This is a genomic window from Bradyrhizobium sp. KBS0727 (assembly GCF_005937885.2).
Classification (GTDB): Bacteria; Pseudomonadota; Alphaproteobacteria; order Rhizobiales; family Xanthobacteraceae; genus Bradyrhizobium.
The window spans coordinates 6804154-6818173 of record NZ_CP042176.1 but is presented as its reverse complement, the minus strand read 5'-3'; the positions used below and the strand labels follow the sequence as shown (position 1 = coordinate 6818173).

The window sequence follows — 14020 nt, the reverse complement described above, 5'->3', positions numbered from 1 at the left end:
GATTGTAGGGTAGGCAAGCGAAGCGTGCCCACCATTCAGAAGCCGCGAGTGATAGAAGGTGGGCACGGCGCAATTGCACCCTACGGGGCTCGTCGAGTAGATAGGATCAATTCGTTCCGAACATGAACTTGCCGTCGCCCTCGAGATAGGGGCCGGTGCGCATGTAGAGCTGACCGTTCTGGCCGATGAAGAACAGCGTGCCCTTCGGCACCTTCTTGGCGCCCTTCAACAGCAGGCCGGCATTGTTGGTGCCCATCTTGTAGGAGAACGTCTTGCCTTCCTTGTCGTAGCCGTAGCCCATGTCCGCCTTCAGCTCCCAGGGCGTCGGTGCCGCGGCCTGCGCCAAAGCGGATGTCGCCAGTGTGGATGTCGCCAGCCCGGTCAGGGCGGCTGCAAACAAAAAGGTCGTTGTTGAAAATCGCGTCATCGTCATCCTCCCGACGGCCGAAACGGCCTATGTCCCAATTCCTTGGCGTCCCAACGCCTTGAACAAATCACGAACGTCATTATTTCGTCAATGGCGCCTTTGCCGCATCGCGTGGCTCCATCACTCTATCTTTCTTTCTGGACTTTGTGATTTCCCGCTTTCGACTTCGCGACTATGTTCCCGTTTCCGGCTACAAGCTATCCATTGCAGGGGATGTCATGGGGATGATTCGAATGAACCACGTCGTGAAAATCGGGTTTGGTGTTGCGCTGTCGTTCATGACGCTGGCTCCTCTGACCTCTGCCGCGCAGGCCGATGACTTCAAGCTCTCCAACAACCAGCGGATTTCATGCAGCCGCGGATTGAGCGCGGGCAAGCTCAATACCGCGACCTGCAAGTCCTATGCGTATGTCTTCAACGCCAAGACCTCCGAATATTTCCGCTGCCAGGTCTCACTGGCGCTGACGCGGGACAACAAGGAAGTCATCAACGTGCAGACCGACGGCGGCTGCACCAAGAAGCCCCGCATCTTCGAAGGCGACGGCAACTATTCGTTCGACGCGACCGAGACCGAAGCGCCGAACACCAATTCGTTCTTCGGACCGGGCGGCTATGCGATGTGGGCCAGCGACAAGACGGCACTGAAGGTGCGCGGCTGCATCACCATCTCGTCCGGCCTCGGCTCCGATATCTCGAAATGCGTCGACATGAAATTCGAGTGAGCGGCTTCGCCGTGAACTGAAGCCGGAATGGCGCCATGCGCAGGATCAGGCCGGTACCACTCTGTCGTTCCTGGCTGTTCCTGGAAGGTGCCAACGAGGCCGTGCTGCAGCGGGCGGCGTCTTCCGGTGCCGACGTCCTGATCCACGAACTCGAGGACTTCACGCCGCCGGCCTTGCGTCCGAAGGCGCGGATGCTGGCGCCGGATCTCTACGCGTCGTGGCGCGAGGCCGGTGCGGTGGTCGCAGTGCGCGTCAATCCGCTCGATCAGGACGGCATGGATGATCTCGCCGCGGTCATGCGCGGCCGTCCCGATATCGTGGGCCTGCCGAAAGTCGCCGAGCCCCATCACGTATCGCAACTCGACGCCGCGGTATCCCGCTTCGAGCGCGACTATGGCATCGCGGAGGGTTCGACCGCGCTGCTGCCCAATATCGAATTCGCGCGCGGACTGGTGCAGACGGGCGCGATCGCGGCCGTCAGCAAGCGCGTCACCGCCTGTCTGCTCGCCGCGGAAGACCTCGCGGCCGATCTCGGCGCCGAACGCGATACCGATGGCGTCGAGCTCGCCTATTGCCGGCAGCGCTTCATCGTCGAATGCCGCGCCGCCAATGTCGTGGCGGTCGATTGCCCCTACACCTGGAGCGACGCGCCGGGCGTCGAGCGCGACGCGCGCTGGGCCCGCCGGTTGGGATACACCGCCAAAAGCCTGGTCGATCCCTCGCATGCCGCCATCGTCAACGGCGTGCTGACGCCCGACGACAACGAGATGCGCCGCGCCCGCGACATCGTGACCGCGTTCGAGGCGGCGCGGGCGCAAGGCGATGCCCGCGCCGAACACGAGGGATCGCTGATCGAGGTGCCGACCTATTCCAATGCGAAGCGGTTGATTGCCCGCGGCGAGGCGTTACGGCAATTCGATTAGGTCACTCCGGCTTAATGCCGGCGAATTTGGCGACCTTGCCCCACTTCTCGGTTTCCGAGAGCACATAGGCCTGCATGTCCTCCGGCGATCCGCCCGCCGGCTCGGCGCCGAGCTTGCGCAGGCGCGCGATGCCGTCCTCGGTCTTGAGGAACTTGTCGACGCTGGCGTTGAGCTTGCCGATGATTTCCTTCGACGTCTTCGCCGGCGCGCCGATCGTGAACCATGACGATGCCTCGTAGCCGGGTACGCCGGCTTCGGCGATGGTCGGCAGGTCGGGGAAGCCCGACCAGCGCTTCGCGGACGAGACCGCGATCGGACGGATCGAATTGGATTCCGCGAACGGCTGCGCCGCCGGCAGATTGTCGATCATCAGTTGAACGCGGCCGGCGATCAGGTCGGTCAGCGCCGGAGCCGAGCCCTTGTAGGGCACATGGGTCATCTCGACGCCGGTCATCGACTTGAACAATTCGGTCGAGACATGCGCGGTGCTGCCGAGCCCGGGCGTGCCGTAGAACAACTCGCCCGGCTTCGATTTGGCATAGGCGATGAACTCGGTGACCGATTTCACCGGCAGCGCGTTCGTCACCGAAAACAGGTTGGGCACCCGCGCGATGATGATGACCGGCGCGATATCCCTGGCCTGGTCGTAGGTCATGTTCTTGAACACGAACTGGTTGATGGCGTGCGTGCCCGGCGTGCCGACTACGAAGGTGTAGCCGTCGGGTTCGGCCTTGGCGACGTAATCGGCGGCGATATTGCCGCCGGCGCCGGTCTTGTTCTCGACGATGAATTGCTGGCCATACTCCTCGGACACCTTGGCGGCGACGACCCGCGCCAGAATGTCCGTGGTGCCGCCGGCCGCGAAGGGAACGACGAGCTTGACCGGCCGCGTCGGCCATTGGTCGGCAGCACGCGCCCCGTGCGGCAGCAGCGACATACCGCCGAGAGCTGCGGCGCCGGTCAGCACGGCGCGGCGGTTGAGGCGTAGGTTGTTCGAATCCATAGATCGTTCCCCTGAAAATTCGGCGGACCGTATTCATTATTCGGCGCGGCTGCCACCCTTATCGAAGGCAGCCGAGCCCTGCGTATTTGGTCGTCGCGTGCGTCCTTTGGACGGGTTGACCGGGGTCTCCCGTCCGTCCAATTTCCCGGCGAAATTTAGGGGAGAACGCTACTCATGAATTCGAAGTTGATTGCAGCTGCCGTTGCGGTGGCGACGGTATTTTCTGCGCCCGGCGCGCAGGCCCAACAATTCATCAACGTACTGACCGGCGGCACATCCGGCGTGTATTACCCGCTCGGCGTCGCCATCGGAAAGATCTACAGCGACAAGATTCCGAACGTGAAGACGCAGGTGCAGGCCACCAAGGCGTCGGTCGAGAACCTGATCCTGCTGCAGCAGGGCCGCGGCGAGATCGCGTTCACGCTCGGCGACTCGCTCAAGGCGGCATGGGACGGCGACGAGGAGGCCGGCTTCAAGTCCAAGCTCGACAAGCTGCGCACCATCGGCGCGATCTATCCGAACTACATCCAGATCGTCGCGACCGCCGAGAGCGGCATCAAGACGCTGGCGGACCTGAAGGGCAAGAGCCTCTCGGTCGGCGCGCCGAAGTCCGGCACCGAACTCAACTCCCGCGCGATCCTGGCCGCCGCCGGGATGACCTACAAGGACATGGGCAAGGTCGAATACCTGCCGTTCGCCGAATCCGTCGACCTGATGAAGAACCGCCAGCTCAATGCGACGCTGCAGTCGGCCGGCCTCGGCGTGGCGTCGCTGAAGGATCTCTCCACCTCGAGCGAAATCACCGTGGTGTCGGTTCCCAAGGCGACCGTTGACAAGATCGGGCCGCCCTTCGTCTCGGTGACGATCCCCGCCAATACCTATACCGGCCAGGACAAGGACGTCCCGACCGCCGCGGTCGTCAATTATCTCGTGACGAGTTCGGCGGTCTCCGACGATCTGGCCTATCAGATGACCAAGCTGGTCTACGAATCGCTTCCTGAGTTGGCGAATTCGCATGCGGCCGGCAAGGAGATCAAGCTGGAGACCGCGGCGACCGGCAGCCCGGTTCCGCTGCACCCCGGCGCGATCCGCTATTACAAGGAAAAAGGGCTGATCAAGTAGGGCCAGCTTCCACATCTGCCGTCATGCCCGGCCTCGTGCCGGGCATCCACGTCTTCAGCCTGCGTATTAAGACGTGGATGGCCGGGACAAGCCCGGCCATGACGTAGCCTGCGTTTTCACAGGTGATATAAGCGTCGCGGGCACAGGATGGGGGGACGACGGACATGCTGCAGGCCGAGGGCGCGCAAGAGCCGATCAAGGTCGAATTCGACAATTTCGAGCACGGGTTTCCGCCGGGTTTCGGCCCGGGCGGCTGGGGCTATCTGGCCTATGCGATCGGCATCGCCTTTGCGGTGTTCCAACTCTATGTCGCAGCCTTCAACTATCTGCCGAGCCAGGTGGTGCGCGGCGTTCACGTCGGCTTCCTGCTGCTGTTGAGCTTCGGCCTGATCGGCAACTTTACCGCCAAGAACGATTTCGGCCGGGCGCTCGGCTGGCTGATCGGCGCCGCCGGATTCTTGTGCGGGCTGTATCAGTGGATCTTCTATGCCGACCTGATTGCCCGCGACGGCGATCCGACGCGCATCGATCTCGCGGTCGGAACCCTGCTGGCGGTCCTGGTGTTCGAAGGCACGCGCAGGCTGATGGGGGCGGCGCTGCCGCTGATGTGCGGCGCCTGCCTGCTGTACTGGTTCTTCGGGCAGTATCTGCCGGCCCCGTTCAATCATCGCGGTTATGATTTCGACCAGGTCATCACGCATCTTTCGTTCGGCACCGAAGGGTTCTACGGCGTGCCGATCTACGTGTCGGCGACTTACATCTTCCTCTTCATCCTGTTCGGCGCGTTCCTCGAGCGCGCCGGCATGATCCAGCTTTTCACCGACGTCTCGCTCGGCCTGTTCGGCCGCACCCGCGGCGGCCCCGCCAAGGTCGCGGTGTTCGCCTCGGGCATGATGGGAACGATTTCCGGCTCCGGCGTCGCCAACGTCGTTACCGTCGGCCAGTTCACGATTCCGCTGATGATCAAGTTCGGCTATCGCCGCGCGTTTGCCGCCGGCGTCGAGGCGACCGCCTCGATGGGCGGACAGATCATGCCGCCGGTGATGGGCGCGGTCGCCTTCATCATGGCCGAAACGCTCGGCGTGCAATATTCCGAGATCGTCAAGGCGGCGGTGATCCCGGCCTGTCTGTATTTCGCCTCCGCGTTCTGGATGGTGCATCTGGAAGCCGGCAAGCACGGCCTCGTCGGCATGAAGCGGTCGGAAATCCCGAGCGCGTGGAAGGCGCTGGTGAACCGCTGGTACCTGGTGTTGCCGCTGGCAGCATTGGTCTACATGCTGTTCGAAGGCTTTACGCCGCTCTACGCCGGCAGCATGGGGCTGGCGCTGACGGTAGCATTGATCCTGGGCGCCAGCATCGTGCTCGGCTTTTCCAACCTGGTGCTGCGGTATATTTTCTGGATCGGGCTGGCACTGGTCGTCGCCGCGGTCTCGCGCAACGGGCTCGAGATCATTCCGGTCGCCAGCGTCGTGGTCGGCCTGATCCTGATTGCCGGCATCACCCGCGGCGGCCGCGCCACGCTGGCCGCCTGCCGCGATTCGCTCGCCGACAGCGCCAAGTCGGCGCTGACCGTCGGCATGGCCTGCGCCATCGTCGGCACCATCATCGGCATGATGACGCAGACCGGCGTCGGCACCATCTTCGGAAGCTGGATCATCGGACTTGGCGCCAAGAGCCTGTTCCTGGCGTTGATCATGACCATGCTGCTGTCGATCCTGCTCGGCACCGGCATTCCGACGATTCCGACCTACATCATCACCGCCGCTTTGGCCGCGCCCGCGCTCGCCAAGCTCGGCGTGCCCCTGATCGCGAGCCACATGTTCGCGTTCTACTACGGCATCATGGCCGACCTCTCGCCGCCGGTGGCGCTGGCGGCCTTGGCGGCGGCGCCGATCGCGAAAGAGAACCCGGACAAGATCGGCTGGGAAGCGATGCGGATCGCGCTGGCGGGCTACGTCATTCCGTTCATCTTCGTCTACTCACCGGCGCTGATGCTGCAGGCCGGCGATCCGATGGCGGCCAGGCTCGGCTTCTACGGCGCGGTGGCGCTGGCGACCTTCAAGGCGCTGGTCGCGATCGGCCTGTTCGGCATTGTCGCGATCGGCTTCCTGTTCACGCGGCTGACGCTGATCGAACTCGCGGTGGCGTCGGTCGCGGCGCTGTGCCTGCTCGGCGATTTCGCCTTCAGCGACACCGTCGGCTTCACGCTGGCGGCGGCCGTCGTGATCTGGCAATGGCGGCAGCGTCCGCGCAGCGCGGTGGCCGCGGCTTGAGCCTCTGCCTCGCTTCAGCCGGCGTCGTGAAGACGCTGTCGGTCGCGGCCTTCACGCTGGTGTGGACCCATTCGATCGAAAAGGTCGACTGGCAGGAAGACTGGCGCATCACTCCGCAGGGACTGCAACTGGAGCAGGCGCGCGTCAAAGGCTCGGGCGCCGGCATGGAGCCGCCGCCCGAGGCGCGACTGGTCGACGGCTGGTTTCAATGGCAGCCAACGCGCGCGCCGATGCCGGAAGTGGTGCTCGGAAATTCCGGGGCTGCCGGCGAATGGCGGCTGTGCCATGATGGCAATTGCCAAACGTTGTCGGAGATTTTGGGGCACTCGGTCGGTGTCAATGTCACCACGATGAAAGCATGCAACGATCCGTAGCTTCGTAGCCCGGATGAGCGCAGCGACATCCGGGACCGCTCCAACACCGCCCCGGATATCGCTGCGCTCATCCGGGCTACGAGAAAACGAGAATTTGTAAGGGAGAGAAGTCGATGGAACGGCTCAAGGGCAAGACGGCGATGGTGGTGGGCGCAGGCTCGATCGGTCCCGGCTGGGGCAACGGCAAGGCGACCGCGGCGATCTTTGCGCGCGAGGGCGCGCAGGTGTTCTGCGTCGACCGCAATGGCGCTGCGGCCAAAGAAACCGTCGACATCATCACGGGCGAGGGCGGCAAGGCTGTAGCCTTCACGGCCGACGTCTCCCGCGAGACCGAGGTCGAGGCGATGGTGGCGGCGTGCCTGAAGGCCTACGGCCGCATCGACGTGCTCGACAACAATGTCGGCATTGCCGAGATGGGCAGCGTGGTCGAGGTCAACGAGGCGAGCTGGGACCACGTCTTCGCGGTCAATTTGAAGAGCGCCTATTTTGCGATGAAGCACGTCATTCCGGTGATGAAAAAGCAGGGCGGCGGCTCGATCATCAACATCTCGTCGATCGCCTCGATCCGGCATCTCGGCATTTCCTACGTTACCTATGGCGCCTCGAAGGCAGCGATGAACCAGATGACGAAGACCACGGCGGTGCAATTCGCCCCGGATCATGTTCGGGTGAACTGCATCCTGCCCGGCCTGATGAAGACGCCGATGGTCGCGCATTCCGCCGGCCTGGCGGCCAGCTATTCGGCGGGGGATGTCGAGGCGATGTGGCGCGCGCGCGACGCGCAGGTGCCGATGGGGCACATGGGTGACGCCTGGGACGTCGCCAACGCGGCGTTGTTCTTGGCGTCCGATGAATCCCGCTACGTGACCGGCATCGAACTGGTGGTCGATGGCGGGATCACCGTGAAGTCCGGGGCGTGAGTGAGACGGGCGGGCCCGGCCTGGCGCGAGCTACTGCGCCAGCGCCAATATGCCGCCGGCGAGGGAATGCCAGAGCGGGGTGACGCTGATCGGCCAGTTCAACAGCTTCACGACGATCAGCGCGGCGCCACCATAGACATAGACCGGGTGCGGGCGGCCGCGGGTGCGCCAGTCGAACACCATGGCGACCACGAGCAGGAGATAGGCGACGAAGGCCGGCGGGACGGTCACCGGGACCGGCGGCGGGCCGGCAGGTCCGGGGGGCGCGAGAAAGGTCAGAAACCAGCGCGCCACGGCGGCGTCCAGCAGGGAAATGCAGGCCAGCAGCATCAGCCGTTTGTGGGTCTCCGGCCGGCGGATCGCGGCGATCGCGAGCGCAAACACCACCGCGAAGAAAAGGATGCCGCTCAGCGGCACGATCGCAAAGGCAATGCCTGCGTCGCTTTGTCCCAATGCTGCGGAGCGCTTCATCGCCTCGACTGCCACCAGGAAGCCGAAGATCGTCATCGCGGTCGCCAGCGAGATGCCGGCCATTCCGATGGCTCGGTGCCGGGCTATCTTGCCGGAGGCGGCAAGCCAGCTCTGGAATGCGAAATAGAGCGTCCAGGTAAAGAACAGCAGCCCGTGAAAATGGACGACGGGCGAGGCGGAGAACGATCTGGATGCCATCGGCAGCCAGTAGGTTGGGGCAAAGCCGAAAAAGGCGACGGCCATGCAGGCCAGCGCCATGTAGAAGTAAAAGTAGCCCGTCGGGGATTGCGCGATGGCGCGCGGCGAATGGAAGTCGGCCAATGTGGTCATGGTTGTTGAGTCCTGAAAACCCGAAAAAGGTTCAAGCAAAATTCTCGCCCACCGCGGCGCGGAAAATGCCGCTGCCAAGCGTCACGTTTCCGACAAAATCTGATTCTCACCCGAAAAGGAAATTATGAACGGCCGTTGTCGCAACAGCGCCTGGCTTGCTAGAGCGTTTTCCAGCGAAGCATGCCCTCGGACTTGATCCGTGGGTGGATACCGGTTCGCGTCAAGAAAACGCGTCAAATCAAAATCTAGAACCTTTTCCGTTCCGATTCCATCGAAACGGAAAAGGCTCTAGGATCGACCGTCCCCCTGAAGGTGTCTTTCCGGATCCATTGATGCGAGGCTGTCCTGACATCCGCACCGTCGTCGCCGCGTCCCTGCTGTGGATCGCGTTCGCACATGGGGCATCGGCGACCGGCGTCGAGCCGGCCAAGGACTTGCGGATCGACCCCGCACCTTGCGTGGCAGCGGCGGCGGCGAATGACGATGACCGGACGATCGGCCTCTGCGGCGCGCTGGTCGACAACGACAAGACCGACAAGACCGACCGCATCAAGGCGCTGATTGCGCGCGCCACCGCCTATGGCCGCAAGGACATGACCGACCGTGCCATCGGCGACTACAGCGTGGCGCTGCAGCTCGATCCGTCGCTGGCCGGCACCTTCAACGCGCGCGGCGAACTTTGGCGCAAGAAGGGTGACCGGCCCAAGGCGCTCGCCGATTTCGGCGCCGCACTCAAGCTGAACCCCGACCACTTCGTCGCCAGGGCCAACTACAAATCGCTGGCGCTGGAGCTGGAGCGGCTGGGCGCGCTGAAAGCGGTGGCCGGCAAGCCGAGCTTCAATTGCGCCACCGCGCGGCGCGCGGTGGAAAAGGCGATCTGCGCCAATCCCGAACTCGCCGATCTCGATCGCGAGATCAACGCGGCCAATATCAGGTCGCTTGGCGAAATCCAGAACCCGCGCGAGAAGCGCGCGCTGCAGCGCGAGCAGGAGGACTTCATCGCCCGCCGCAATACCGAATTCGGCCGACCGGGCTACAACCTGCAACAGGAGATGAAAAAGCGGCTGCAGGAGCTGAACGGGGTCGACGGGTATTAACGGCCGCCAGCCGCGTGGATTGGGTTGAAATCCGCAGGCGGCCGGCCGCCGGCCTTCGAACCTTCCGGCGCGCTGCCGCGACAGAATGTCCGAAGCGCGGCTGCACCGTTCCTTGCCGCATTATCGAGATTTGTGATGCGACGCTTTACCCTGCGACCCCTGACCTTGTCAGTTGCCGCCAGCGCATTGCTGGCACTCACCGCTCTGGCCCCCATCGCGGCGCGCGCCGAAACCGCCGCCGAACCGCCGGTCGCCTGCACCGCGTTCGGCGGTGCGGCTCCCGCCAGGCTGATCGCAAGCTGCACCGCTGACATCGATAATCCCTCGACGGCGGATGCCGACCGTCTCGATGCCACGATTACGCGGGCCGTCGCGCTGCATAACAGCGGCCAGACCGACAAGGCGCTGGCGGAAATCGATGCCGTCATCGCCAGGGATCCGCAACGAGCGCGCGCCTTCCGCGCCCGCGGCGAAATCTTCCGCCAGACCGGCAAGGCCGAGGCGTCGTTTGCGGCCTTGAACGAAGCGATCCGGCTCGAACCCGACAATGCCAATGGCTATGAAAGCCGCGGCAATGTTTTCAACAACGTCAGGAAGTACGACCGCGCCATCGAGGACTACAACGAGGCGCTGCGGCTCAAGCCTGATTTCGCGCAGGCGTTTTCCGACCGTGGCGCCGCCTGGTACTTCAAGGGCGAATACCAGAAGGCGGTCGCCGACTACGACGCGGCGATCCGTCTCGACCCCGATCGCGCGCAGACCTATACCAACCGTGGCGCGGCCCTTCGCAAGCTCGGCCGCAGCGAACTGGCGCTGAAGGACGAAACCTCGGCGATCCGGATCGACCCGACCCGGCCGGAATATTTCGACAATCGCGGGCTGAGCCTCGCCGGCAACGGCGACTATGTCGGCGCGATCGCCGATTACGACGAGGCGATCAAGCTCCGTCCCGAGGCGAAATTCCTGACCAATCGCGGCGACGCCTATCAGGCCAGGAAGGATTACGACCGCGCCATTGCCGATTACGATGCGGCGCAGAAACTGGATCCGACATTCCAGCGCGTCTACAACAACCGCGGCGCGGCATGGCAGCACAGGGGCGACCGTGCGCGCGCGAAAGCGGATTATGCCGAGGCGGTCCGCCTCAATCCTTCCGACAAGAACGCCGCCGAAAACTACGAGATCGTTACCAGGGAAATCGAGCGGCTGGGCGCGCTGGCGTACCAGAAGAATCTGCCGAGCTTCAATTGCGCCACCGCAAGGCGCCAGGTCGAAAAGGCGATCTGCGCCGATCCCGGCCTCGCCCAGCTCGATCGCAATATCAACGACGTGTTCCTGCGGGTGATCGCCGACGCGGAATCCGACAGCCATCGCGCCGCCCTGGCGCTGACCCGGCAGCAGCGCGACTTCATCGACCAGCGCAACGCGTCGTTCGGCCGCCGCGGCTACGACCTGCGCCAGGCAATGGAAGAGCGGCTGGACAAGCTCAATTCGATCGCCCGGCAATAAGGCTTGGCCGAACGTCGCAACTGTTCCGGCTTGATCTCCCGCCGCTTCCCGTGACAATGCGTTCGGAAAGCGAAGAGACTGCCGCCCAGCCGTCATGGCCGGGCTTGTCCCGGCCATCCACGTCTTGCCTTTTCTGAACGGAAGAGCAGACGTGGATGCCCGGGACAAGCTCGGGCATGACGAGGATGGGTGAACGAGCGGGGAGTGCGCCATGAACATCCACGACAAGAGCCGGTATCATGAGGTGCATGCCCGCTCGCTCAGTGACCCCGAGGGGTTTTGGGCCGAGGCGGCGCGCGAGATCGACTGGATCGAACCGCCCCCAAAGATCTTCGATGCCTCGATGGGCACCTATGGCCGCTGGTTCGCCGGCGGCGTGGTCAATACCTGCTATAACGCGCTCGATCGCCATGTCGCGGATGGCCGCGGCGATCAGGTCGCGCTGATCCACGATTCGCCGCTCGCCAACACGATCTCGAAATTCACCTATGCCGAGATGCTGCGCGAAGTGCAGGCGCTCGCCGCCGTGATGCAGGATTTCGGCGTCGCCAAGGGTGATCGCGTCATCCTCTATATGCCGATGGTGGCGGAGGCTGTGGTCGCGATGCTGGCATGCGCGCGGATCGGCGCCGTGCACTCGGTGGTATTCGGCGGCTTCGCGGCCAAGGAACTGGCGAGCCGGATCGAGGATGCCAAGCCGAAACTGATCTTCTCGGCCAGTTGCGGGCTCGAGCCCGGCCGCATCGTGCAGTACAAGCCGCTGCTCGACGAGGCGATCCGGCTTTCCAGCGTCAAGCCTGAGACCTGCATCATCCTGCAGCGCCCACAACATGGCTGCGATCTCGTGGCCGGCCGCGATCACGACTGGGCGTCGTTGCGCCGCGCGGCACTCGAGGCCGGCAAGGCGGCACCCTGCGTGCCCGTGCTCGCGACCGATCCGCTCTATATTCTCTATACGTCGGGCACCACGGGAATCCCGAAGGGCGTGGTGCGCGACAATGGCGGCCATCTGGTCGCGCTGAAATGGTCGATGTTCAATCTCTACGGCGTCAAGCCCGGCGAGGTCTGGTGGTGCGGCTCCGACATCGGCTGGGTGGTCGGCCACAGCTACATCGTCTATGGCCCGCTGCTGCATGGCGCGACCTCGATCATGTATGAGGGCAAGCCGATCGGCACGCCGGACGCCGGCGCATTCTGGCGCGTGATCTCCGAACACAAAGCGGTGGCGTTCTTCACCGCGCCGACCGCGTTCCGCGCCATTCGCAAGGAAGACCCGGAAGGCACCTTCATCCGCAAATACGACCTGTCGAACTTCCGCACGCTGTTCCTCGCCGGCGAGCGCGCCGATCCGCCGACGGTGGAATGGGCGGAACAGCAGTTGAAGGTGCCGGTCATCGATCACTGGTGGCAGACCGAAACCGGCTGGTGCATCGCCGGCAATCCGGTCGGACTCGGCATGCTGCCGGTCAAGCACGGCTCGCCGACGGTGCCGATGCCGGGCTATCAGGTCGATGTGGTCGACGAGGCCGCCAGACCCGTGCCGGCGGGCACCATGGGCTCGATCGTGATCAAGCTGCCTATGCCGCCGGCCTGCCTGCCGACGCTGTGGGAGCAGGATGCGCGCTTCAAGGAAGCCTATCTCTCGGAATTCCCCGGCTATTACAAAACCTCCGACGCCGGCTACAAGGACGAGGACGGCTATGTCTTCGTGATGGGCCGCACCGACGACATCATCAACGTCGCCGGCCACCGGCTCTCCACCGGCGGCATGGAGGAAATTCTGGCCTCGCATCCCGATGTCGCCGAATGCGCGGTGCTCGGCATCAAGGACACCATCAAGGGCGAGGTGCCCTGTGGCTTCCTGGTGCTGAAGGCCGGCGTGAGCCGCAGCCCGGACCTGATCGAAAAGGAAATCGTGGCGCTGGTGCGCGAAAAGCTCGGGCCGGTCGCGGCCTTCAAGCTCGCGATCACGGTCGCTCGCCTGCCGAAAACCCGCTCGGGAAAAATCCTGCGCGGAACCATCAAGAAGATCGCCGACGGCGAGACCTGGTCAATGCCGGCGACGATCGAGGATCCCAAGGTGCTCGACGAAATCGGCGACGCGCTGAAGGGCAGGGTGTAGGGTTGGCTGTCATTCCGGGATGCGCGAAGCGCAGACCCGGAATCTCGAGATTCCCCGGGGTGCAATTGCACCCCGGAGGTTCGCTGCGCGCCCCGGAATGACGATCTAGCCGAAATTGCCTTGTTTTTGATGGATTGCCGGGTCATCTAGCGCGAAGACGCGCTTCGCGCTTTTGCCCCGGCAATGACGAGATGGACACAACGGAAACCTTGATGCAGTCAGGAATCGCAAAGCACCTCATCGCCCTGTTGTTCGCAGCGCCGCTGCTGGCGGGCTGCCTGGAGCGCGGTCAGCCGACCATGGTCGACAGGACCGGCGATGACGACGCATTCTGCCAGGCCAACAACGTCAAGGTCGGCTCGTCCGAATATATCGCCTGCCGCAAGGACCGCGACGTCCAGCGCGCCAACGCCGACGCGCGCACCGACCGCCGCCAACGCAATCTCGGCGAATACATGCTGAACAATCCGACACGGCCCTGAGCCGAGGAGAGCGCCATGAACGAGGATGTTTTCAACACCAGCCTGCGCGGATTTCTCAAGAAGGTCGGCATCACCTCGCAGCGCGAGATCGAGAAGGCCGTCCGCGACGCCGTCGCCAGCGGCCGCGTCAAGGGTAGCGAGAGGCTGCCGGCCAAGGTCGTGCTCACGATCGGCGGCGTCAGCCTCAGCCACGAGATCACGGGCGAGATCGAACTGGGTTAGGCCTCGACGCCTTTCTCATCAGT

At 64.0% G+C, this 14020-nt stretch carries 14 protein-coding genes; 11 read left to right on the top strand and 3 right to left on the bottom strand.

What is annotated here, in order from left to right:
* Positions 1-106: 106 nt before the first annotated feature.
* Positions 107-427, bottom strand: coding sequence for a hypothetical protein (locus FFI89_RS31990; RefSeq protein WP_246669317.1), 321 nt, complete (start codon positions 425-427; stop codon positions 107-109).
* A 233-nt stretch (positions 428-660) separates the two neighbouring features.
* Between FFI89_RS31990 and FFI89_RS31985 the strand changes: the two genes are divergently transcribed.
* Positions 661-1149, top strand: a complete 489-nt coding sequence (locus FFI89_RS31985; RefSeq protein ID WP_138831446.1) for a hypothetical protein — start codon at positions 661-663, stop codon at positions 1147-1149.
* Positions 1150-1184: 35 nt separating this feature from the next.
* Positions 1185-2072, top strand: a complete 888-nt coding sequence (locus FFI89_RS31980) for a CoA ester lyase (RefSeq protein ID WP_138831445.1) — start codon at positions 1185-1187, stop codon at positions 2070-2072.
* Position 2073: 1 nt separating this feature from the next.
* On the opposite strand, the gene FFI89_RS31975 is transcribed toward FFI89_RS31980, so the two are convergent.
* Positions 2074-3075: a tripartite tricarboxylate transporter substrate binding protein gene (locus tag FFI89_RS31975; RefSeq protein ID WP_138831444.1), complete on the bottom strand. Its 1002-nt coding sequence runs from the start codon at positions 3073-3075 to the stop codon at positions 2074-2076.
* Between the two features lie 174 nt (positions 3076-3249).
* Here FFI89_RS31975 and FFI89_RS31970 point away from each other — a divergent pair, with 174 nt between their 5' ends.
* The 4 genes from FFI89_RS31970 (at position 3250) to FFI89_RS31955 (ending at position 7764) form a co-directional block, all read left to right on the top strand.
* A complete protein-coding gene (locus FFI89_RS31970; RefSeq protein WP_138831443.1) occupies positions 3250-4197 on the top strand; it encodes a TAXI family TRAP transporter solute-binding subunit in 948 nt (315 codons plus the stop codon).
* A 164-nt stretch (positions 4198-4361) separates the two neighbouring features.
* The gene (locus FFI89_RS31965) at positions 4362-6470 is read left to right on the top strand and encodes a TRAP transporter permease (protein ID WP_138831442.1); all 2109 of its coding nucleotides are present in this window, start codon (positions 4362-4364) and stop codon (positions 6468-6470) included.
* A complete protein-coding gene (locus tag FFI89_RS31960; RefSeq protein ID WP_138831441.1) occupies positions 6431-6844 on the top strand; it encodes a DUF1850 domain-containing protein in 414 nt (137 codons plus the stop codon). The genes FFI89_RS31965 and FFI89_RS31960 overlap by 40 nt, the downstream gene beginning before the upstream one ends.
* A gap of 113 nt (positions 6845-6957) precedes the next feature.
* Complete coding sequence (locus FFI89_RS31955; RefSeq protein WP_138831440.1) at positions 6958-7764, top strand: SDR family NAD(P)-dependent oxidoreductase; 807 nt, start codon at positions 6958-6960, stop codon at positions 7762-7764.
* A gap of 30 nt (positions 7765-7794) precedes the next feature.
* On the opposite strand, the gene FFI89_RS31950 is transcribed toward FFI89_RS31955, so the two are convergent.
* Positions 7795-8565, bottom strand: a complete 771-nt coding sequence (locus tag FFI89_RS31950) for a hypothetical protein (protein ID WP_138831439.1) — start codon at positions 8563-8565, stop codon at positions 7795-7797.
* A 332-nt stretch (positions 8566-8897) separates the two neighbouring features.
* Between FFI89_RS31950 and FFI89_RS31945 the strand changes: the two genes are divergently transcribed.
* The 5 genes from FFI89_RS31945 to FFI89_RS31920 all read left to right on the top strand — a co-directional run bounded on the left by FFI89_RS31945 (position 8898) and on the right by FFI89_RS31920 (position 13997).
* Complete coding sequence (locus FFI89_RS31945) at positions 8898-9662, top strand: tetratricopeptide repeat protein (protein WP_246669316.1); 765 nt, start codon at positions 8898-8900, stop codon at positions 9660-9662.
* A 135-nt stretch (positions 9663-9797) separates the two neighbouring features.
* Positions 9798-11171 carry a tetratricopeptide repeat protein gene (locus FFI89_RS31940; protein ID WP_138831438.1) on the top strand — a complete coding sequence of 458 codons (1374 nt, stop codon included), beginning with the start codon at positions 9798-9800 and terminating at the stop codon, positions 11169-11171.
* 211 nt (positions 11172-11382) lie between these two features.
* Complete coding sequence (locus FFI89_RS31930; protein WP_138831436.1) at positions 11383-13293, top strand: propionyl-CoA synthetase; 1911 nt, start codon at positions 11383-11385, stop codon at positions 13291-13293.
* 212 nt (positions 13294-13505) lie between these two features.
* Entirely contained in the window at positions 13506-13775 is a 270-nt protein-coding gene (locus FFI89_RS31925; protein WP_168213117.1) for a hypothetical protein, read from the top strand.
* 15 nt (positions 13776-13790) lie between these two features.
* The gene (locus FFI89_RS31920) at positions 13791-13997 is read left to right on the top strand and encodes a DUF6494 family protein (protein ID WP_138831435.1); all 207 of its coding nucleotides are present in this window, start codon (positions 13791-13793) and stop codon (positions 13995-13997) included.
* The last annotated feature ends 23 nt before the right edge of the window (positions 13998-14020 follow it).

Excerpts from the sequence above, each read along its gene's own strand:
- FFI89_RS31930 (WP_138831436.1), top strand. The coding sequence starts at position 11,383 with ATGAACATCCACGACAAGAGCCGGTATCATGAGGTGCATGCCCGCTCG.
- FFI89_RS31970 (WP_138831443.1), top strand. The coding sequence starts at position 3,250 with ATGAATTCGAAGTTGATTGCAGCTGCCGTTGCGGTGGCGACGGTATTT.
- FFI89_RS31920 (WP_138831435.1), top strand. The coding sequence starts at position 13,791 with ATGAACGAGGATGTTTTCAACACCAGCCTGCGCGGATTTCTCAAGAAG.
- FFI89_RS31960 (WP_138831441.1), top strand. The coding sequence starts at position 6,431 with ATGGCGGCAGCGTCCGCGCAGCGCGGTGGCCGCGGCTTGAGCCTCTGC.
- FFI89_RS31940 (WP_138831438.1), top strand. The coding sequence starts at position 9,798 with ATGCGACGCTTTACCCTGCGACCCCTGACCTTGTCAGTTGCCGCCAGC.
- FFI89_RS31975 (WP_138831444.1), bottom strand. The coding sequence starts at position 3,075 with ATGGATTCGAACAACCTACGCCTCAACCGCCGCGCCGTGCTGACCGGC.
- FFI89_RS31980 (WP_138831445.1), top strand. The coding sequence starts at position 1,185 with ATGCGCAGGATCAGGCCGGTACCACTCTGTCGTTCCTGGCTGTTCCTG.
- FFI89_RS31990 (WP_246669317.1), bottom strand. The coding sequence starts at position 427 with ATGACGCGATTTTCAACAACGACCTTTTTGTTTGCAGCCGCCCTGACC.
- FFI89_RS31985 (WP_138831446.1), top strand. The coding sequence starts at position 661 with ATGAACCACGTCGTGAAAATCGGGTTTGGTGTTGCGCTGTCGTTCATG.
- FFI89_RS31945 (WP_246669316.1), top strand. The coding sequence starts at position 8,898 with ATGCGAGGCTGTCCTGACATCCGCACCGTCGTCGCCGCGTCCCTGCTG.
- FFI89_RS31925 (WP_168213117.1), top strand. The coding sequence starts at position 13,506 with ATGCAGTCAGGAATCGCAAAGCACCTCATCGCCCTGTTGTTCGCAGCG.
- FFI89_RS31965 (WP_138831442.1), top strand. The coding sequence starts at position 4,362 with ATGCTGCAGGCCGAGGGCGCGCAAGAGCCGATCAAGGTCGAATTCGAC.
- FFI89_RS31955 (WP_138831440.1), top strand. The coding sequence starts at position 6,958 with ATGGAACGGCTCAAGGGCAAGACGGCGATGGTGGTGGGCGCAGGCTCG.
- FFI89_RS31950 (WP_138831439.1), bottom strand. The coding sequence starts at position 8,565 with ATGACCACATTGGCCGACTTCCATTCGCCGCGCGCCATCGCGCAATCC.